The sequence below is a fragment of the Streptomyces sp. NPDC085937 genome (assembly GCF_044540535.1).
Classification (GTDB): domain Bacteria; phylum Actinomycetota; class Actinomycetes; order Streptomycetales; family Streptomycetaceae; genus Streptomyces.
Genome location: NZ_JBITSH010000002.1, coordinates 602671 through 621712 on the forward strand (window position 1 = coordinate 602671; position 19042 = coordinate 621712).

At 72.6% G+C, this 19042-nt stretch carries 15 protein-coding genes; 7 read left to right on the top strand and 8 right to left on the bottom strand.

All coding sequences use genetic code 11. The features are described from left to right. Positions 1 to 269 precede the first annotated feature (269 nt). Both ACIF8S_RS06170 and ACIF8S_RS06175 read left to right on the top strand, forming a co-directional pair. Positions 270 to 1043: an IclR family transcriptional regulator gene (locus ACIF8S_RS06170; protein WP_399997598.1), complete on the top strand. Its 774-nt coding sequence runs from the start codon at positions 270 to 272 to the stop codon at positions 1041 to 1043. After that, on the top strand, positions 1040 to 1891 hold the full coding sequence (locus tag ACIF8S_RS06175) for an SMP-30/gluconolactonase/LRE family protein (RefSeq protein ID WP_399997599.1): 852 nt from the start codon (positions 1040 to 1042) through the stop codon (positions 1889 to 1891). The genes ACIF8S_RS06170 and ACIF8S_RS06175 overlap by 4 nt, the downstream gene beginning before the upstream one ends. Positions 1892 to 1905: 14 nt before the next feature. Here the strand turns inward: ACIF8S_RS06175 and ACIF8S_RS06180 are convergent, their stop codons facing one another. The 3 genes from ACIF8S_RS06180 to ACIF8S_RS06190 form a co-directional block, all read right to left on the bottom strand. Beyond that, the gene (locus tag ACIF8S_RS06180) at positions 1906 to 3297 is read right to left on the bottom strand and encodes an NAD(P)/FAD-dependent oxidoreductase (protein ID WP_399997601.1); all 1392 of its coding nucleotides are present in this window, start codon (positions 3295 to 3297) and stop codon (positions 1906 to 1908) included. A gap of 133 nt (positions 3298 to 3430) precedes the next feature. After that, complete coding sequence (locus tag ACIF8S_RS06185; protein WP_399997602.1) at positions 3431 to 4699, bottom strand: MAB_1171c family putative transporter; 1269 nt, start codon at positions 4697 to 4699, stop codon at positions 3431 to 3433. Then, positions 4696 to 5304, bottom strand: a complete 609-nt coding sequence (locus ACIF8S_RS06190; RefSeq protein ID WP_399997603.1) for a toxin-antitoxin system, toxin component family protein — start codon at positions 5302 to 5304, stop codon at positions 4696 to 4698. The genes ACIF8S_RS06185 and ACIF8S_RS06190 overlap by 4 nt, the downstream gene beginning before the upstream one ends. 303 nt (positions 5305 to 5607) lie before the next feature. On the opposite strand from ACIF8S_RS06190, the gene ACIF8S_RS06195 reads away from it, so the two are divergent. Then, positions 5608 to 7113: an alpha-N-arabinofuranosidase gene (locus ACIF8S_RS06195; protein WP_399997604.1), complete on the top strand. Its 1506-nt coding sequence runs from the start codon at positions 5608 to 5610 to the stop codon at positions 7111 to 7113. A 16-nt stretch (positions 7114 to 7129) separates the two neighbouring features. Here ACIF8S_RS06195 and ACIF8S_RS06200 read toward each other — a convergent pair whose 3' ends face one another. Continuing rightward, positions 7130 to 9973 carry a beta-galactosidase gene (locus ACIF8S_RS06200; protein WP_399997606.1) on the bottom strand — a complete coding sequence of 948 codons (2844 nt, stop codon included), beginning with the start codon at positions 9971 to 9973 and terminating at the stop codon, positions 7130 to 7132. Between the two features lie 355 nt (positions 9974 to 10328). Here ACIF8S_RS06200 and ACIF8S_RS06205 point away from each other — a divergent pair, with 355 nt between their 5' ends. Further along, positions 10329 to 10976, top strand: coding sequence for a DUF4360 domain-containing protein (locus ACIF8S_RS06205; RefSeq protein ID WP_349793117.1), 648 nt, complete (start codon positions 10329 to 10331; stop codon positions 10974 to 10976). An 85-nt stretch (positions 10977 to 11061) separates the two neighbouring features. On the opposite strand, the gene ACIF8S_RS06210 is transcribed toward ACIF8S_RS06205, so the two are convergent. The 4 genes from ACIF8S_RS06210 to ACIF8S_RS06225 form a co-directional block, all read right to left on the bottom strand. After that, positions 11062 to 12273 (bottom strand): helix-turn-helix domain-containing protein, encoded by a 1212-nt coding sequence (locus tag ACIF8S_RS06210; RefSeq protein ID WP_399997607.1) that lies wholly within the window; start codon positions 12271 to 12273, stop codon positions 11062 to 11064. Positions 12274 to 12485: 212 nt separating this feature from the next. Beyond that, positions 12486 to 13427 carry a hypothetical protein gene (locus ACIF8S_RS06215; protein WP_399997608.1) on the bottom strand — a complete coding sequence of 314 codons (942 nt, stop codon included), beginning with the start codon at positions 13425 to 13427 and terminating at the stop codon, positions 12486 to 12488. A 42-nt stretch (positions 13428 to 13469) separates the two neighbouring features. Then, entirely contained in the window at positions 13470 to 14996 is a 1527-nt protein-coding gene (locus tag ACIF8S_RS06220; RefSeq protein ID WP_399997609.1) for a DUF6801 domain-containing protein, read from the bottom strand. A gap of 163 nt (positions 14997 to 15159) precedes the next feature. Beyond that, positions 15160 to 15792: a hypothetical protein gene (locus ACIF8S_RS06225; RefSeq protein WP_399997610.1), complete on the bottom strand. Its 633-nt coding sequence runs from the start codon at positions 15790 to 15792 to the stop codon at positions 15160 to 15162. A 670-nt stretch (positions 15793 to 16462) separates the two neighbouring features. On the opposite strand from ACIF8S_RS06225, the gene ACIF8S_RS06230 reads away from it, so the two are divergent. From ACIF8S_RS06230 to ACIF8S_RS06240, 3 genes are read left to right on the top strand one after another with little or no spacing between them, the layout of a single operon-like run. Further along, on the top strand, positions 16463 to 17467 hold the full coding sequence (locus tag ACIF8S_RS06230; protein ID WP_399997611.1) for an ABC transporter ATP-binding protein: 1005 nt from the start codon (positions 16463 to 16465) through the stop codon (positions 17465 to 17467). Further along, positions 17464 to 18228 carry an ABC transporter permease gene (locus ACIF8S_RS06235; protein WP_024882863.1) on the top strand — a complete coding sequence of 255 codons (765 nt, stop codon included), beginning with the start codon at positions 17464 to 17466 and terminating at the stop codon, positions 18226 to 18228. Before ACIF8S_RS06230 ends, ACIF8S_RS06235 begins: the two co-directional genes overlap by 4 nt. A gap of 7 nt (positions 18229 to 18235) precedes the next feature. Beyond that, on the top strand, positions 18236 to 19042 hold the full coding sequence (locus tag ACIF8S_RS06240) for an ABC transporter permease (RefSeq protein ID WP_024882862.1): 807 nt from the start codon (positions 18236 to 18238) through the stop codon (positions 19040 to 19042).

The window sequence follows — 19042 nt, forward strand, 5'->3', positions numbered from 1 at the left end:
GTTGGGTGCGCAGTTCCCCGCGCCCCTTTGGGGCACCTGTGGTGCGGGTGGTGGTTCTGGTGTGGGGCCGCTGGGGCTGGTCGCGCAGTTCCCCGCGGCCCTTTGGGGTGGCTGTGGTGCGGGTGGTTGCCCCGGTGCGGGTGTGTGGGGGCTGGTCGCGCCGTTCTCCGCGCCGCTTGGGGGCGTTGCCCTTGAAGGGGGGTGTGGCTAGCCTGTGTTCGTCATGCCGATCGTGTGTTGGTATATCGAACGCTAGGAGGGGGCCGGTCGTGGGACGACTCGTACCAGCCGTGACCCGGGCTCTCGACATCCTCGAGCTCTTCCTCGACGGGGACGGCACGCTCTCCGCCCCCGACATCGTGCGGAAGCTGCAACTGCCCCGCACCACCGTCCACGAGCTGGTCACCACGCTCGCGGCACGCAAGTACATCGTCCCGGTGGCCGGTCAGCCGGGCCGCTACCGGCTGGGCGTCCGGCCGTACCAGCTGGGCGCCCGCTACGCCGAGCACCTGGACCTGGCCGCCGAGGGCCAGCAGGTCGCCCGGTCCGTCGCCGAGACCTGCGACGAGACCGTGCACGTGGCGATCCTGGAGCACACCGACGTCATCTACATCGCCAAGGTCGACTCCACGCATGCGGTGCGGATGGTGTCGGCGGCCGGCCGCCGGCTCCCCGCGCACTGCACGTCCGTCGGCAAGATGCTGCTGGCCTCCCTCCCCGAGCCGGAACTGGCCGCGCGCTTCCCCGACGGCGCCGAGCTGGCCGCGATGACCCCGAACAGCATCACCGACCCGGCCGTCCTGCGCGAGAGACTCGCGGAGATCCGCGGCCGGGGCGTGGCGGTGGAGAGCCGGGAGTCCAACCCGGACGTCTCCTGCGTCGCCGCGCCGGTGCGCGACCGCACCGGACAGGTGGTCGCCGCGCTGTCCATTTCCGTACCGATGATCCGCTGGAGCGACGACCGCCTGGGCGAGCTGGAGCAGCTCGCCGTCAAGGGCGCCGCCGAACTCTCCGAGCGCCTTGGCCACAGGAGCATGGCATGACACTCGCGTTCGACGTCGCGGTCCGCGCGGAGGCGGAACTGGGCGAGGGCCCCACCTGGGACCCGGCCACCGGCCGGCTGCTGTGGATCGACATCCTGAGCTCCCGGCTGCACACCTACGACCCCGCCACCGGCCGGCGCACCGTGCGCCGCACCGAGCAGCACGTGGGCGCGGTCAAGCCCCGCGCGGGCGGCGGCCTGGTGCTGAACCTGCGGGACGGCGTCGGCCTGCTCGACCCCGACGACACCTTCCGCTGGCTGCACCGCGAACCGGTCCCCGGCCGCCGGGGCAACGACGCCGCCGTCGCCCCCGACGGCAGCCTCTTCGCGGGCACCATGCGCTACGACGAGGCGACCGGCGGCGGCACCCTGTCCCGGGTGACCGGCGACGGCACGGTCACCGTCCTGCTCGACGACGCGACCGTGAGCAACGGCACCGGCTGGAGCCCCGACGGCCGGCTGATGTACTACATCGACACGCCCACCCGGCGCGTCGACGTGTTCGACGCCGGCGAGGACGGCACGGTCTCCGGCCGCCGCCCGCTCGCCGTGATCGAGGAGGGCGCCGGTTTCCCCGACGGCCTCACCGTCGACGCCGACGGCTGTGTGTGGGTGGCCCTGTGGGACGGGGCGGCGGTGCGCCGCTACACCCCGTCCGGCGAGCTGGACCGGGTGATCGAGCTGCCCGTCCCGCGCGTCACGGCCTGCGCCTTCGGCGGCCCCGCGCTGACCGACCTCTACCTCACCACGGCCCGTGTGGGCCTGACCGCCCCGCACCCGCTCGCCGGGTCCCTGCTGGTGGTGCCGGGTGCGGGCAAGGGCGTGGCCCAGCCCGCCTTCGTCGGCTGAGGCGGCCGGGGGCCTCAGGTCAGGCCGGCCGCCTTGCGTTCCTCCGCCGTCAGCGGCGGGGCCGTCAGGGCGGGCTTCAGCGGCCCCGCCAGCGCCGCCACCAGCACGGACGGGGTCAGCAGCACCCCCGCGCCCCGCTCCAGCGAGGTCACGTCGGTGACCCGCCGCGCGATGCGCCCGTTCCCGGTGGCCGTGTACATCAGCCGGCCGACGTACGCGGCCAGCCACCGGTCCCGCGCGGACGGGACGCCGTGGGTCGGGCCCGGGTAGAACACGTCCTGGCCCAGGGCGAGGTCCCAGGCCGCGCCCACCGGCCGGGCCACCGCACGCTGTGCGCGGCGGGCCAGTCCCGGCGTCCCCCAGCCGTGCCGGCGCACCGTCGCGCGCAGCGCCGCCGCGCCGCGCGCGGCCACCGCCATGCCGTGGCCGTAGACGGGGTTGAGCGCGGTGAGCGCGTCCCCGACCACCACCAGGTTCTCCGGCCACTCCTTCATCCGCTCGTAGAAGAAGCGGCGGTTGCCGGTGGCCCGGGTGACGGACACCTCCGTCCGTGGGACCGCCGCGCCGAGCAGGTCGGCTATCAGCGGGTGGCGCAGCTCCTCGCGGGCGTACCGCTCGAAGTCGTCGGCCCGGGAGGTGGGTTCGCCGCCCCGGGTGCCGAAGAGGGTGACCAGCCAGTGTCCGTCCTCCACGGGCAGCAGCACCCCGCCGCGGCCCGGCTCCCCGGTGCGCGGGTCCTGCTGCACGTTGACGACCGGGAAGCCGTCCCGGGCCCCCTCCGGGGCGCGGTAGAGGCGGCTGGCGTACACCAGCCCGGTGTCGACGTCCCGGCGCTCGACAGCGGGCAGACCGGCGTCGGCCAGCCACCGGGCGGTGCGGGAGGCGCGGCCGGTGGCGTCGATCACCAGATCGGCCCGCAGCGTGCGTTCGGCGCCGTCGTGCGCGCGGACCCGGACACCGGTGACGGCGGCGCGGGTGCCGTCGAGCGCGAGGATCTCGGTCCGGTCGAGCAGCTCGACCCGTTCGTCGCCGAGCACCTCCGCCCGTACGGTCGCCTCCAGCAGGTCCCGGGTGCACAGCAGCATGAAGTGGGACTCGTCCCAGCGCCGGTACCAGCCGTGCGGTGACAGCACCACGGTGTTCGCGGTGACCGGCTGGCGGTGGGCGCCCGCCGCCAGCAGCCGCCCGGTGGTGCCCGGGACCAGTTCCTCCAGGGCGCGCGCCCCGCCCGACCACAGCTGGTGCGCGTGCCGGGCCTGCGGGACGCCGCGCCGGGACTCGGGACCGGAGGGCAGCGCGTCGCGCTCCACCACGGTGACCCGGGCGAACGGGGCCAGGGCCCGGGCGGCGAGCAGCCCGGCGAAGGATCCGCCGAGCACGACGGCGGTGGCGGGACGTCCGCTCATGGACGGGCGTCTTCTCTCTGGGACGGCGGGCACGCTCTTCGTTCTCCTGACGTGTCGTCGGTTCTCACGGGGATCTCATGGGGATCTGTTCCTCCGGTGCGCGCCCGCCCTCGGCGCCGGGCGGGCGCTACGGTCACCGGGCCGGTTCCCCGCGCCCGGCGGACGCGCCGCGCGGGACGCCCTCCGAGGCGTCCGGCGCGAGGGCGGCGGCACGCGCGCGGACCGCCTCGACGGTGTGGGGGCGGCGCAGTTCCCGGGAGACGGCACCGATCTCCCGCAGCAGGTCGGTGGTGTCGGAGTCCTGCGTGCCCTCGCCGTCCGGCGAACGGCGCCGGCACTCGACGGCCTCCAGGATCGCCACGGCGTTCGCCAGCGCCCCGGCCCGCTCCGGCGGGAACCCGAGGCCGCGTGCCGCCTCGCGCGTGCGGGCGCGCCGTTCCTCGTCGATGTGCCGCGCCAGGGACAGCAGTTCGTCGCGGATGAAGGTCTCCCGGCGGATCAGCCGCAGCTCCGGGGTGGCGCGCAGCAGGAGCGGCACGCTCCTGCCGTTGGCCGAGCGCATCAGCTCGTACAGGGGCCGCAACCGGTGGTGGGCGAGCCGGACGCGCCAGCGCTCGTGCAGGTACTGGCCGGCGTGCGGGAGGATGAAGCCCACCGCGATCAGGATGGCCGACAGGCAGGCGACGGGCGGCGCCAGGTCGGTGCTGAGCCAGTCCAGGTCGTTCCCGGTCCAGCGGGCGCCCACGGCGGTGAGTTTGGCGGCGTCGAAGACGAGATTCAGCGCGTAGCCGACGCCCAGGCACTTCAGGCCCCACCGCAGCCAGGCGTCCAGTCCCGCGGTCTGCACCCAGTTCCACAGCAGCCGGCACGTGATCAGGACGGCGACGGTGTGCGCGAGCAGGTAGAGCAGGATCTGCTCGCGCATGAACGGCGTGTTGGCGTAGTACGTGTCCAGGTCCCGCAGCCGCTCCTCGGACGCGTCCGCGAGGAAGAACAGCACCCACAGGGCGACGATCACCCCGGAGTAGAGGGAGACCACCCAGCGCATCGCCCGCCGGGTGGCGGCGGAGCGGTCCGACAGCCCGTTGCGCCAGGCGATGATCAGCAGCAGGCAGGAGGCGCAGAACGCGGTGAGCAGGGAGTAGCACCACGGCGCCGAGATGTTCGGCACCCCCGTGAGGCGGTTGACCCGGGCGATGGTGGTGGGCGCCACGAAGACGAAGACCGTGCAGGCGAGCAGGAGCAGCCCGCCCACCGCGCGCAGCAGCGGGTCCCGCCACAGACGGACGATGGTGGGCAGCTTGATGACCAGGGCCGCGGTGAGGACGCCCGTGGGGATCCAGAAGGAGATGTAGAGGTCGTCGAGGACGTCGGCGGGGGTGAGGGCGAGCGGGGCGGTCACCGGCGCGTGCCTTTCCCGCCGCGGTAGCCCAGGGCCCGCTGGACGAGGCCGCCGCCGTCGCCGGTGTCCCGGTCGTCCGGGTCGTCCAGGAAGGGGCGTACGGCGGCGGCCATCCGGTGCCCGAACTCGTCGGCCTCGGCTTCGTCGGCCTCGCGTGAGCCGTGGCGCGCGGCCATCACCAGCGCGGTGTCCCAGTCCGCTGCGTCACCCGCCAGGACCCGCCGCGCCCCGGCCGGGGCATGGTGCCGGTGGCCGGCGTGCATGTGCCACAACTCGTGGCCGAGGATGACCAGTTGCTGCATGGCTTCCGCCCGTTCCTCCACGATGACCAGGTCGAAGTCCTGGAACTCCACCCACAGGCCGGTCACTTCGATCTCGTCCGGGAAGCGTTCGAAGCGCAGGACCACGGGCCGTCCGCCGCGCCGCGCGCTCATCTCCTCGCACAGTCCCCGGCAGGCCGCCCGAACGTCCGTGAACGGCCGGGGCCGTGCGCGCAGCGCCGCGGAGAGATCGCGGGCCAGGCGGCGCAGGGCGGCGCGGGTGCGGGACCGCCGCAGCGTGGAGGCGAGCCGTACGGCCCGCGTCCGTGCGCCCGCGTCATCCATCTGGTCCCCTCGCCCGTGCGACCGCCGCACGTCAGGCCGTTCGAGAGTACGCGGCCGGAAGTGCCCGCGTCACGCGATCCGGTGACCGCCGGACGGCAGGAACGGCCGTGCGGGCTGCGCGCCGGGCGAGTTCTGTCCGGGGCATTGACGCGGCACGACCCGACACCTACGGTCCCGTTCGAAGTTACGGGCGTTATTCGGTATACCGAACATCCAGTGCCGGATCATGGTGGGCGTCGGTCTCGCCGGCCTCGCCGGCCGGTGACGCTCCCGCAGCAGGACCCGACCCGTCGAAAGGACACGATGCGCACCGCCCGCTTCACCCTGGACCCCGCCTTCACCGTCGGCCCGGTCGACCCCCGCCTGTTCGGCTCCTTCGTCGAACACCTCGGCCGGTGCGTCTACACCGGCGTCTTCGAGCCGGGTCACCCCACCGCCGACGCCGACGGCATCCGCGGTGACGTCCTGGACCTGGTCCGCGAGCTCGGCGTCACCGCCGTCCGCTACCCCGGCGGCAACTTCGTCTCCGGCTACCGCTGGGAGGACTCCGTCGGCCCCGTGGAGGACCGCCCGCGCCGGCTGGACCTGGCGTGGCGCTCCACCGAGACCAACCGCTTCGGCCTGTCCGAGTACATCGCGTTCCTGCGCAAGATCGGCCCGCAGGCCGAGCCGATGATGGCGGTCAACCTCGGCACCCGGGGCGTCGCCGAGGCCCTCCAGCTCCAGGAGTACGCCAACCACCCCGGCGGCACCGCCCTGTCCGACCTGCGCGCGGAGCACGGCGACAAGGACCCCTTCGGCATCCGGCTGTGGTGCCTGGGCAACGAGATGGACGGCCCCTGGCAGACGGGCCACAAGACCGCCGAGGAGTACGGCCGGATCGCCGCCGAGACCGCCCGCGCCATGCGCCAGATCGACCCCGGCGTGCAGCTCGTCGCCTGCGGCTCCTCCGGCCGGTCCATGGCGACCTTCGCCGAGTGGGAGGCGACCGTCCTGCGGGAGACGTACGACCTGGTCGACTACATCTCCCTGCACGCCTACTACGAGCCGCTCGACGGGGACGTGGACTCCTTCCTCGCCTCCGCCGTCGACATGGAGACCTTCATCGAGGACGTGGTCGCCACCTGCGACCACGTCGGGGCCCGCCTGAAGTCCCGGAAGAAGATCAACCTCTCGTTCGACGAGTGGAACGTCTGGTACATGTCCCGCACCGAGGAGCAGGTCGGCGCCCTGGACTGGCCCGAGGCGCCGCGCCTGCTGGAGGACAGCTACAGCGTCACGGACGCCGTCGTGTTCGGCTCGCTGCTGATCGCGCTGCTCCGGCACGCCGACCGGGTCACCGTCGCCTGTCTCGCCCAGCTGGTCAACGTCATCGCGCCGATCATGACCGAGCCGGGCGGGCCGGCCTGGCGGCAGACGACGTTCTTCCCGTTCGCCCAGGCCTCGACGTACGGCCGCGGCGAGGTCCTCGACGTGCGCGTGGACTCACCGACGTACGACACGAAGAAGTACGGGGAGGCGGATCTGCTGCACGCGACGGCGGTGCGCGGCGAGGACGGCTCGGTCACCGTGTTCGCCGTCAACCGCTCCCGCACCGAGCCGCTGCCGCTGGACGTCGCGCTGAACGGGCTCGGCCCGACGTCCGTCGTCGAGCACAGCGTGCTCGCGGACGCCGACCCGGACGCGCGCAACACCCTCGCCGAGCCCGGGCGGGTGGTGCCGCACGCGGCCGAGGGCACCAGCCTGGACGGCGGGCGGCTGACCGCCGTGCTGGAGCCGCTGTCGTGGAACGTGATCCGGCTGGCGTGACCGCCGCCCGGTGGGCTCACCTCCCCGGTGGGTCCACCGGCTCGACCGGGACACCGCCGCGTACCGCGTCCAGCAGCGTCAGCCGGACCGTGTGCGGCCCGGCCGGCGTGGTCCCGTCGGACAGCACCGCCAGCGCCAGGGTGTTCGAGCCGCGGGCTCGCAGGATGCCGTTCGGCAGCACGAAGGTGTGCTGCGGGCCCACGTCGTTGACGTACTGGCCGAGGTTCCAGCCGTTGAGGAAGATCTGCACCCGGTAGGCGCGCTCCGGGTCGTCCTCCAGGGTGAGCCCGACGGACGCGTCCAGGTCGGGTCCGAGCCCGAGCCGGAAGCGGGTGCGGTACCAGGCCACGCCCTGCCGCCGCTCCGCGCGCGGGAGCTCCACCGTCCGCCAGCGGCGGTCGTCGTGGTCCGGCAGGTGCCAGCCGCGCCGTTCGCCGTACAGCCCGCCGTTGTTGTACGGCCCGCACACCCGCTCCGGCTCGGCGGCGCCCCTGACGCGCCACTCGACAGCGGGGGTGCCGCCCGTGAACTCGACGGCGACCAGCCCGCGCGCGGCCTTGTGGGCGTCCTCGCCGGGAGCGGTCCCGGCGTGCTGCATGGGCCGTACGAGCACGGACAGCACGTGCTCACCGGGGGTGCGCAGCGCCTCGGGGACGTCGAGGCGCGCGGTGGCCGTCCAGGTGCCCTGACCGGCGGTGTCCCCGTCCGGCACCGGCATGCGGTGGGTGCCGAGCGGCCGGCCGTCCAGCCAGGCCATCAGCAGGCCCTGCGTGCCGGTGCTGTACGACAGTGCCACCGACCGGACGCCGGTGGTGTCCTCCGTCCGCCCCCGGTACCAGACGTCGCCGTGGTGGAAGCCGTAGTCGTCCGCGAACAGCACGGGCCCGCCCTCGGGAACGGGCGTGGTGCTGTGGGACGTGGTGCGGCCGGCCACCGTCCACGCGGAGTCGTCGAAGTCCGGGTCGGACTCCGGGTTCTCGGTGCGGAACCGCCAGCCGTCGAGGGCGGGCAGCACCACCGCGCGCACGCCCGGCATCAGCCCCTCCATCACCCGGCTGCGGGCCCGGCCGACGTAGGTGGGGACCGGCTCGCCGTTCCAGGTGACCTCGGCGATCCCGCGCGGCCCCCACACCTCCACGCCCGTCTCGATGCCGACGTCGCCGGTCAGGTGGAGCGTGGAGTCGCGCAGTTCGGCCGAGCGCAGCAGGGCGGGGCCGTAGACCAGCAGCGGCCCGGCCGGGGTCTCGTACGGCCACAGGCGCAGCGCGGTCTCGTCGTCGGCGAACAGCAGCACGAGGGGGGTCTCGGAGTCACCGTCCTTGACCAGCACCCGGCTCAGGCCGCCCACCCCGAGCGGTACGACCACGTTCAGCCGGCCCCGTTCGTAGGCCCAGGCCGGTTCGGTGTCCGCGCGGTCGACGCCCGGCTGCCGCTCGCAGTCCAGCGCCAGCTGGGCGCTCTCCCCGTGCCGGCCGACGAACACGGCCACGTCCTGCCGCCCGGTGGAGATGCCGAGCATCGGCTGGGCGGTGGTCCAGGCGAGTGTGCGGTGGCCGAGGCGCAGGTCGGCGGCGAGCAGCTTGGCGTCCCCGGCGGCCACGGTGACCGGCACCTCGATGCCGGTGCCGGGCAGCGGGGCGCGGACCTCCTCGTCGGTGTCGTTGTGCACCACGTACACCCGCGCGCCGGTGTCGGGGTTGGTGAGGTGGCGCACCGTCAGCCGGCCGTCCGCCGCCCGCCGCGGACCGTCCCCGTCCTCCTCCAGCCGGGCGAGGTCCGGCACGGTCCGCACCAGGTGCCCGAGCTGCTGGACGGCGGCCATGTTCGGCGCAGGCCTGCGCCCCTCGTCGAGCACCGCCCCGTAGTCGTACGAGGTGTACACGCCCGGCCCGGGCAGCCAGCCCCACGACGTGCCGCCGAATCCCATGCCGGTGTGGTGCACGGTGATCCGGCCGGCGAGGGCGGTGAGACGGCGCCGCCGCTCGTGCACGGCGTCGTGGACCTCGCGCACCCTGGTGTACCCCTCGCCGCCGGAGGGCGCCCCGCCCCACGGGTCGGCCGCGCCGCCGCCCGCCCCGGCGGAGAAGCCGGCCGTGCGGGGCCCGGTGCCGCGGTCGCCGAACCAGCCCTCGCCGTCCAGCACCGGTACGTCGATGCGGTCGGCGCGCACCTTCGCGTACAGGCGGGCCCGGTGGGCGCGCGCGGCCGGGTCGTCGGCGGGCACCGGACTCCCGTCCTCGAGCCGGTACAGCAGCACGGTGCCGCCGCCCGCGGTGAACAGGTGGCGCACGGCGATCGCGTCGACCGCGCCCAGCCACTCCTCCGCGTGCCGCAGGTACTCGGGGTCGTCGGTGCGCGCGGTCCCCGCGGCGGCCGTCAGCCAGCCGGGGAGGCCGCCGGCGTCCAGGTCCGCGCCGAGGTAGGGGCCGGGCCGCAGCACCACGTACAGCCGCTCCTCGGCGGCCGTGGACAGGAAGCGGTTCAGGTCGCGCACCCCGGTGAAGTCGTGCACGCCGGGCGCGGGGGAGTGCACATTCCAGGGCACGGGCACGTCGACCGCGTTGAAGCCGTGGGCACGCAGCTTCTGCAGCACGTCCCGCCACAGCGACGGGCTCGGCAGCCGGAACGGGTGCGTCTCGGCGGACCACAGCACCAGGCGCCGGCCGTCGACCAGCAGGGAGTGCCGGTCGAAGGCGACGCGGTGGCGTCCGCCGTCCGCGGCCGGCGGCGGGGGCGGCGGTCCGGTCGGCGCGACGCGCGGCCCCTGCGGGCCGGTCGCCGCCCCGCCGCTGCCGGCCAGCGCGAGGCCGAGCGCGGCCGTGCCGGTCAGGGCGGTGAAGGTGCGCCTGCTGAGCTCCAAGGGAGCGCCTCCTGGTCTGTGCCACAAGCGGTGCGGGGCCATTGTCCACGAACCGGAGCGCCCGCCGTTCACACGGCGGGTCCGGTACGTCCGCCCGCGCACCGGCGATTTACGGACCGGAGTGAATGGCCTGAGTTCGCCCTGTCCCGCGGCCTCCGCGCGTCCCTACGATGCGAGCGCTCCCGGTCTTCACCGCTCCTTCATGTCTCCTTCACGAAGCCGGGAGTACGTGTGCGCGCATGCTTGGCATGTGCATGACGTTTCAACCATCGCACAGAACCCCCGCGCAGAACCCCGCACAGCACGTCGTACGGCACCCCGTACGACGTGACCCCCCACCGAAGGACGGAGAACCATGGCTGGTGGCCTGCTTCTCGGCGTGGCGGCGGCCGCGCTGCTCGGCGCCGCGTTACCCGCGCACGACCCGGCGACCGGATTCGACGACCCCCCGCCGGACAAGATCGTCATCAAGGTCGCCACGGTGAACGGGTCGGGATGTCCCGCCGGTACCGCGGCCGTCGCCGTCTCGGCCGACAACACCGCGTTCACCGTGACCTACAGCGACTACCTCGCCCAGGCGGGCGGGAACTCCGACCCCACGGCCGGCCGCAAGAACTGCCAGCTCAGCCTGCTGGTCCACGTACCGGCCGGCTTCACCTACGCCATCGCCAGCGCCGACTACCGGGGCTTCGCCGCGCTCCAGCCCGGCGCCCGGGCCACCCAGCGGGCCTCGTACTACTTCCAGGGGTCGCCCAACACGGAGTACCGCAGCCACCCCTACACGGGTCCCTACGACGACAACTGGCAGGCCACGGACGAGACCGACTGGGCGCAGCTCGTCTACGCGCCCTGCGGTGTGCAGCGCAACTTCAACATCAACACCGAGCTGAGAGTCACCGCCGGGACCGACCCGCGGAAGGTCAGCTACATGACCATGGACTCCACGGACGGCGACATCAACACGGTGTACCACCTCGCGTGGAAGGAGTGCCCCGCGAAGTGACCGGACGGCGGGGGCGGGCGGACGCCCGCCCCCGCCGTGTCGCACGTGGCGCGCGACCCGCGGTCCCGCCGCGACGGCGACCAGGTCACCGCGCGCCGTCGCGGCCGCGCAGATGGCGCGAGCGCAGGGCCACCTCGAGGGCGAAGCGGTGGTCGGGGTCGGCGAGCCGGTCGCCCAGGTAGGTGTCCAGCGTCCGCAGCCGGTAGCGCACGGTCTGGGCGTGCACCCCCAGCATCTCGCCGACCTGTTCGGCCGGGGCGCGGGTGGACACGTGCACCCGGAGAGTCTCGACCAGGCGGTCGCGCCGCTTGGCGGTCAGCCCGTCGAGCGGCGCCAGCTCCCGGGCGGCGAGACGGTCGACCAGGGCGGGGTCGGACAGCAGCCACAGGGTCGTCAGATGGTCCTCGCAGCGGACCAGCGGGGCATCGGGCACGACGCCGTCGTCGACGAGCTGGAGCACGCGGCGTGCCCAGCGGACGGAGTCCGCCGCCTGGGCCACCGGCACGGTCAGGCCCACCGCGGCACGGGTGCCGGACAGGGCGGTGCGGATCATCTCGAGACGTTCGGGGGTGAGTTCCCCGGGCACCAGCAGATGCGGCTGGGGGATGTCGAAGTCGGCGAGGACATCGCTGTCGAGTCCTGCCTGGATGTGCTCGGGAACCGGGGGACGCAGGGCGACGAGGAAGCACGTCCGGGGCAGTTCCCAGGCCGCGGACGCGCACAGTTCGGAAACGGTCGTCTGCGGGAGAGGGGAGGCGGCCAGAAGCAGGTGTAACAGTTGTCTTCGTAACGCGGACACCTCCGAGGCGGCTCGGTCCCGTACCTCCGTGTACCCCTCCCGGGTGACGGCCTCCAGCTCCTCGACGTAGGCGAACAGGGCGTCGGCGAAGGCGAGGACCAGGGCGGGGGAGAGGCTGTGCTGCCGTCCCAGGGTCTTGGCCCGGCGCAGCGCGATGCGCGCGCCGAGCCGGTAGGCGCCCTGCAGCACCTCCAGGTCACGCCCCTCGTAGGCCTCGACCCGGCCGAACCTGCGCAGGAGGTCGTCCCGCAGCTCCGAGCTGGTGCCGGGGTCGGCCACCCGGTCCACGAAGGCGGTGAGCGCTTGTTCGACCCCCTGGCGGATGGCGTGCCCGTCGGGGCCGTTGAGCAGCCTGCCGTACACCGGGTAGACGCGGGTGACCTCGGTCCGTATCTCGTTCAGCAGTCCCGGCAGCAGCGGCCGCATGAAGGCGGCGAACTGCCGGGGGAGCGGGTCGAGCGGCTCGCCGAGCACCGAAGGACGTGCGATTGAGGGCATGACCGATCCCTTGTTGGCCGACCTGTCCGGCAGGACGGCCCGACCGGGTTACGCCCCGCGGGACGAAGCCCGGTCGGGCCGCCACGTGCACCGGTCTGAAAAGCTGACGGTAAGTCAACTTAATTGACTTGTACACCTCTTGTGCAGTAACCGCTTCACTGTGGCCGGTGTCCACCCCTGCGAGACGTGGGAAAGGGCCGGTCGGCGGGGTGTCACCGGACGGCGGAGTGCCAGTTTTCCGCCAGGACCTCGCCGGCCCGCGGAGCGGCGGTGCCGGGGGCGTTGAGGCCGGTGAGGTAGGTCCGCGTGTCGTTGAGGGTCAGGCTGTTGTTCCCGGCGGCGGAGGGCAGCCCGGTCTTGGCGTTGACCGCGGCGTTGATGAGACCGACGTTCAGTCCGCAGCCGGTGGCGCCGGGGACCGCGAAGGTGCTGTCGTTCTGGGTGGCGCCGGTGAGGTCGATGCGGCTCATCTCGCCGGCCGGGTCGGTGGTGCCGTCCCCCTGGAAGAAGGTCATGCCGAAGTCCGGGTAGTTCCGGTTCTCGGGCAGCAGCACGATCGGGTTGGCGGCCGTGCCGATGTAGCACTTGCTGCCGAGCAGCGGGTTCTCCAGGTGGATGCGGACCGGCAGGGCGACGATGGGCATGTCGGTCAGGACGCCGGCCGTCTGGTTGAAGTCGTAGGGCGCGCCGACCGACTCCATGGTCGCCGTGATCTTGTTGAGGCTGGAGTTCTCCAGCGACTCGCACAGGCCCGTGATCACGGGTATGGCGCTCGGACACATCAGGCCGAGCAGCCCGCCGGGCACGGTGGCGGGCTCGGCGATCAGCGCGCCGCCGGGCGGGGCCACCACACTGCTGGTGCCGTCCGCGTTCTGGACGATGCCGATCTGCAGGTTCGTCTTCCCGGTGACGACGGTGGTGTCGCCCAGCTTGATGGAGCCGCCGGAGGAGGTGGACACCACGCACTGCGGGGTTTTCTCGAAGCCGTCGGCGGCCAGCATCGCCGGCGCGTCCACGGGGCAGCGGGTGAAGGGCGCCCACTCGCCGTTCAGCGCGGGAGCGGCCGCGGTCGCCGTGGAGAGGGAGGCGAAGGCGCCGAGCGCGGTGAGCGCGGACACGGTGGCGAGTCTGGTGCGGGGGGTGAACGTGTGCATGGTGGTGGCCTTTCTCTGCGGGGAGGGGGCGGGCCGGGCGGCTCAGCGCTCGGCGACCGGGATCTGGTAGGGCTGGAGGTCCTCCGTGCACTGGCCCCGGGTGTCCGGGGTTTCGAACACCGGGACGAGAGGGGTGCACGTCTGGCCCTGGACCTGCTTGATGTAGTTGCCGGGGCCGGAGACGGAGGCGGTGAGCAGGCGGTCGAGGTCCTCGCCGTCGGTGCCGCAGCCGGTGAAGGCCGGGATGGTCACCTCGCCGGACAGCGGGCCGCCGGTGAGGACCGTGTAGCCGGTGACGTCCTCGCCGATGACCTGTTCGGCCTTGCCGTACAGCACCACGTGGTCACCGGGGTGCTTCGCGGGGTCCGGGTCGACGGAGGTGAGGGACGTCTCGGTCCGGCAGGCGGGACCGACGTCCAGCGGGGTGCCGTTGACCTCGAGGGCGGTGACGTGGGCGACCAGGGGGGCCCGTACGTAGGTCTCCGTGGTGATGAACGAGTCGGAGAACCGCATCTTCATGCGCGCGTCGATCGTCATGGGGCCCGTCTGCTTCAGCACCATGGTGGTCTTCACCGGGGTGAAGTCGAAGGAGAGGAAGGTGCTGTCGTAGGGCGGCGTCTCCCTGCGCCCCTGGTAACGGAACTCGCCGGTCGTCTCCAGGGTCATGACCAGGTGCTCCGGGTCGAAGGGTTCGTCGACCGGGATCTGGAACTCGCCCCCGTCGATCAGTACGCAGGACGGCGGGAGGTACGAAGCGCCTTTCTGTTTCTTCACGTTGGCGTAGCCGGTGACGTAGGCGTTGAGCGACAGGGGCGTGGGCGGATTCCGCTCGTCGTAGCGGCAGGGCGGCACGTCGTCACGGCCGGCGGCGGTGCCCGGTGCGTTCTCCGGCACCGTGGAGGACCGCTCGCCCTGCCGGTCCCGCGGTCCGTCCCCCGGTGCCGGGGACGTCCCGCCGGGTGCCGGTGCGGACGGCGGAGCGCTCGCCCCCGGCGCGTCCGGTCCCGCCGGCACGGTGGCCAGCAGCCCCCCGTCCGGCGCGTCCTCGGCGAGCGCGCAGTCGACGGTCAGCGGGCCGGTCCCCGTGCCGCCGGCGTCGTCCCCCGGACCGGGCGTCAGCTCGATCGTCATGCCGCCCGCGGTGAAGGTCAGGTCGTCGTCGCTCCGGCCCGTCACCGTGGGGACGTCGCCCCGCGTGGTCAGCGTCAGCGGCCCGGACTCCGGCAGGGCGACGGGGTCGGAGCTGCCCCGCCACGTCGCCGTGGCCGTGGCGGAGCCCTGGGCGACGTCCACGGCGAGCGCGGTACCGGCGCGTACCTCGGACGCGTCGCGCGCGGCGAGGTCCGCCACCACTTCCGCCGGGAGTTCCACGCCGGTGGTGACGCCGGTGGGGGAGAACGCCTCGCCGGCCCGGGTCCGCTGCGGGAACTCCGCCGAGATCCGCACCGTCACGGGAGCCGTCCCCGAGGGGAACGCGCAGACGTAGGGGAGTTCGGCGTCGACCTCCTGGGTGTCCGCGGCGGACGCCGTGGTCGGGATCAGGGCGGCGAGCACGACGAACGCGGCCATCGACGTGAGCTTGGCGCGGGCTCGGCGTGGCCGCGCGGTGGCGGCTCGTTGGACTCTCATACAACTCCGCTCGGCGGGAAGGACGGTGTCGGTGGGATCCGGCGCGGAGCCCGCGAACGCCCGGCCGGGGGTGCCGGCCGGGCGAGGGCGAGCGGGTGGCGGCTTACGGGTTGGAACCGACGATGGTCGGGATGGTGGTGGTACCGGCCACCTTGACGGCGTAGTTGCCCTTGAAGGTGGGCTTGGTGCTGGTCGTGACGATCGCCCCGCAGTTGACGGGGTTGGTGACCGTCAGTTCACCGGCGACGCTGCTGACCGCCAGGACGCCGGTGCTGTTGGTGTAGGTGGCCGAGGCCTTGCCCGACACCGTGAACTTGCAGACGCCGGCGCTCACGTTGGCCTTGACGTTGCCGATGTAGCCCTTGGTGACACCGGTCGAGGCGGTGTAGTCCGTCGCGACGACGTCCCACGGGGTGACGGCGACGGTGGTGACGTTGCCCAGGACGCTGGTGCAGGGAGCGCCGGACGTGCCGAAGGCCATGGTGTTGATGGCGGCGACGGTCGCGGGGTTGCCGGTGGTGCTCGCCATCGTCCCGCTCGCGTTCGACGCCGTGCAGGTCATCGGGATGGTGGCGGTCAGCACGATGTTGCCGACGTTCACGGCGGTGAAGGCGGCGGGTGACGGGCTGACGGTCCACACCGTGGAGGGCGCCGCGGAGGCGGTACCGGCGGTGAGGGCCAGAGCGGCCGCGGCCGCACACGCCGCGACGGCTGATCTCTTCAGGTAATTCTGCATGTCCGGGAATCTCCTTGAGGGTCGACCGGCTGAGACGGGCCGTGTCCGTATGCGCCCGGAAAAGCGGACGTACGCACTGCGGCTGGACGCTGCTGCCTGTCCATGAACCACGACGTTACTGGCGGTAAACTTAGCCGAACAATGCGGCGTTCCATGATTCTTTCGGAAAAGGGAACAAGCTGTTCCCTGGGTGAGGATTCCCTGGGCCGCGTTCATCACGTGCTGTCAAGGAATGCGGGTTCGGCCACTGTCGGCCTTGCACTGCCCGGCGGGCAAGGGCGGCGGACCTGTTGCTCACCGGCGGACAAGTTCCCGGGGGTTTCTTGTCCTCCCGCTGACAGGTTCCGTGGGGGGTGGGGCCGTATCCCGGAAAACTCGTAATGCGGTGTTGCCCGCTGAGGTTACTCGGCCGTAACGTGCCGGTGCGGTGCTCGGCTCCGGGTCGCGGACCCCTGGCGGACGGAGTCCCGACGGACGTTCCACCGGCCCACCCTCCCGCCGGCCGGTGCGTTCGTCGGCGGGGGATCGCGTCGCTCCGCCCCCCGGCGGCGCGAGACCCCGCCCCGTCCCTCGGAGCGGGTGCCGGGCCGGTGTGTTGTCTGCGTGGTGACAAGTCGCGGAAGGCGACGTGCGCCCGCCCTGTGTGTCACGGACGTCCGCTGGAGGTGATATGGGAATCGAAGTAGTGGTCGAAGGGCTGACCAAGTCCTTCGGTAAGCAGAACATCTGGCGGGACGTGTCACTCACTCTCCCGGCCGGAGAAGTAAGCGTGATGCTGGGTCCGTCCGGCACCGGAAAGACCGTTTTCCTGAAGTCGCTCATCGGGTTGCTCAAACCCGAGAAGGGCCGTGTCCTCATCGACGGGGTGGACATGGTGAACAGTCCCGAGAGGGATATCTACGAGACCCGGAAATTGTTCGGTCTCATGTTCCAGGACGGAGCCCTTTTCGGGTCCCTGTCCCTTTTCGACAACATCGCCTTCCCGCTGCGTGAGCACACCCGCAAGAAGGAGTCCGAGATCCGCCGCATCGTCATGGAGCGGATCGAGGTCGTCGGACTGCTGGGCGCGGAGGGCAAGCTTCCGGGCGAGATCAGCGGAGGCATGCGCAAGCGGGCCGGACTGGCCCGCGCGCTCGTGCTCGACCCGCAGATCATCCTGTGCGACGAACCGGACTCCGGGCTGGACCCGGTCCGCACCGCCTACCTCTCGCAGCTGCTGATCGACCTGAACGCGCAGATCGACGCGACCATGCTGATCGTCACCCACAACCTCGACATCGCCGCCACCGTGCCCGACAACATGGGGATGCTGTTCCGGCGCGAACTCGTCACCTTCGGCCCGCGCGAGGTGCTGCTCACCAGCGACGAACCGGTCGTCTCCCAGTTCCTCGGGGGCCGGCGCGAGGGGCCCATCGGGATGTCCGAGGAGAAGGACGCGGCCACCCTCGCCGCCGAGGCGAACTCCGCGACGCCCCTCGCACCCCGGGTGATCGTGCCGCAGCTGGAGCCGTCCCCCGGTCTTCCGCCGCGCCGCGCCGTCGCACGACGGCGTGAGCGTGTCATGGGCATGATCGACACCTTGCCGCCGGCCGCACGCTCCGCCATCCGGGAGACCTACGCGCGGGACGCGGCGGCGGCCACCGTCACGGCACCCGTCGCCGGGAGCGGCGCATGATCACCGGCGCGCTGCGCGAGACCGGCCGGCTCTTCGCGCTCGCCGCCGAGGTCAGCCGCGCCGTCTTCCGAAGACCCTTCCAGTTCCGCGAGTTCACCGAACAGTTCTGGTTCGTCGCGAGCGTGACGATCCTGCCCGCCGCCCTCGTCTCGATTCCCTTCGGCGCCGTCATCGCCCTCCAGGTCGGCTCCCTCACCCAGCAGCTGGGCGCCCAGTCCTTCACCGGAGGCGCCAGCGTCCTCGCCGTCGTCCAGCAGGCGAGCCCGCTCATCGTCGCCCTCCTCATCGCCGGCGCCGGCGGCTCGGCCATCTGCGCCGACCTCGGCTCCCGCACCATCCGCGAGGAACTCGACGCGATGGAGGTCATGGGCGTCTCCCCGGTGCAGCGGCTGGTCGTGCCCCGGGTCCTGGCCGCCATGGGCGTCGCCGTCCTCCTCAACGGCCTGGTCTCCGTCGTCGGCATCCTCGGCGGCTACTTCTTCAACGTCGTCATGCAGGGCGGCACCCCCGGCGCCTACCTGTCCAGCTTCTCCGCCCTCGCCCAGCTGCCCGACCTGTACGTCAGCGAACTCAAGGCGCTGATCTTCGGGTTCATCGCCGGCATCGTCGCCGCCTACCGGGGCCTCAACCCGCGCGGCGGGCCCAAGGGCGTCGGCGACGCCGTCAACCAGTCCGTCGTCATCACGTTCCTCCTGCTCTTCTTCGTCAACATGGTGATGACGGCCGTCTACCTCCAGATCGTCCCGCCGAAGGGAGGCTGAGGTCCCGATGGCCTCCCCGCTCGCCCTGCTCGACCGCTCGGGCGACCACCTGCTGTTCTACGTACGGGCCCTGCTGTGGATCCCGCGGACGCTGCGCCGCTACCTCAAGGAGGTGCAGCGCCTGCTGGCCGAGGTGGCCTTCGGCTCCGGCGGCCTCGGCGTCATCGGCGGCACCATCGGCGTGATGATCGCGATGACGCTCTTCACCGGGACCGTCGTCGGACTCCAGGGCTACGCGGCCCTCGACCAGATCGGCACGGCCGCGTTCACCGGATTCGTCTCCGCCTACTTCAACACCCGTGAGATCGCCCCCCTGGTCGCCGGCCTCGCCCTCTCCGCGACCGTCGGCGCGGGCTTCACCGCCCAGCTCGGCGCCATGCGCATCAACGAGGAGGTCGACGCCCTGGAGGGCATGGGCATCCGCTCCGTGCCGTACCTGGTCACCACCCGCATCATCGCCGGCGTCGTCGCCATCGTCCCGCTCTACGCGATCGGGCTGCTCTCCTCCTTCCTCGCCTCCCGCTACGTGACCGTCCTGTTCAACGGACAGTCCCGGGGGACGTACGACCACTACTTCAACCTCTTCCTCTCCCCGACGGACGTGCTGCTCTCCGTGCTGAAGGTGCTGATCTTCAGCGTGATGGTGATCCTCGCCCACTGCTACTACGGGTTCCGCGCCTCGGGCGGACCCGCCGGTGTCGGCGTCGCCGTCGGACGCTCCGTGCGCAACGCCATCGTCCTGATCAGCGTCACGGACTTCTTCCTGTCGCTCGCCCTGTGGGGCGCGACCACGACCGTGAAGGTGGCGGGGTGA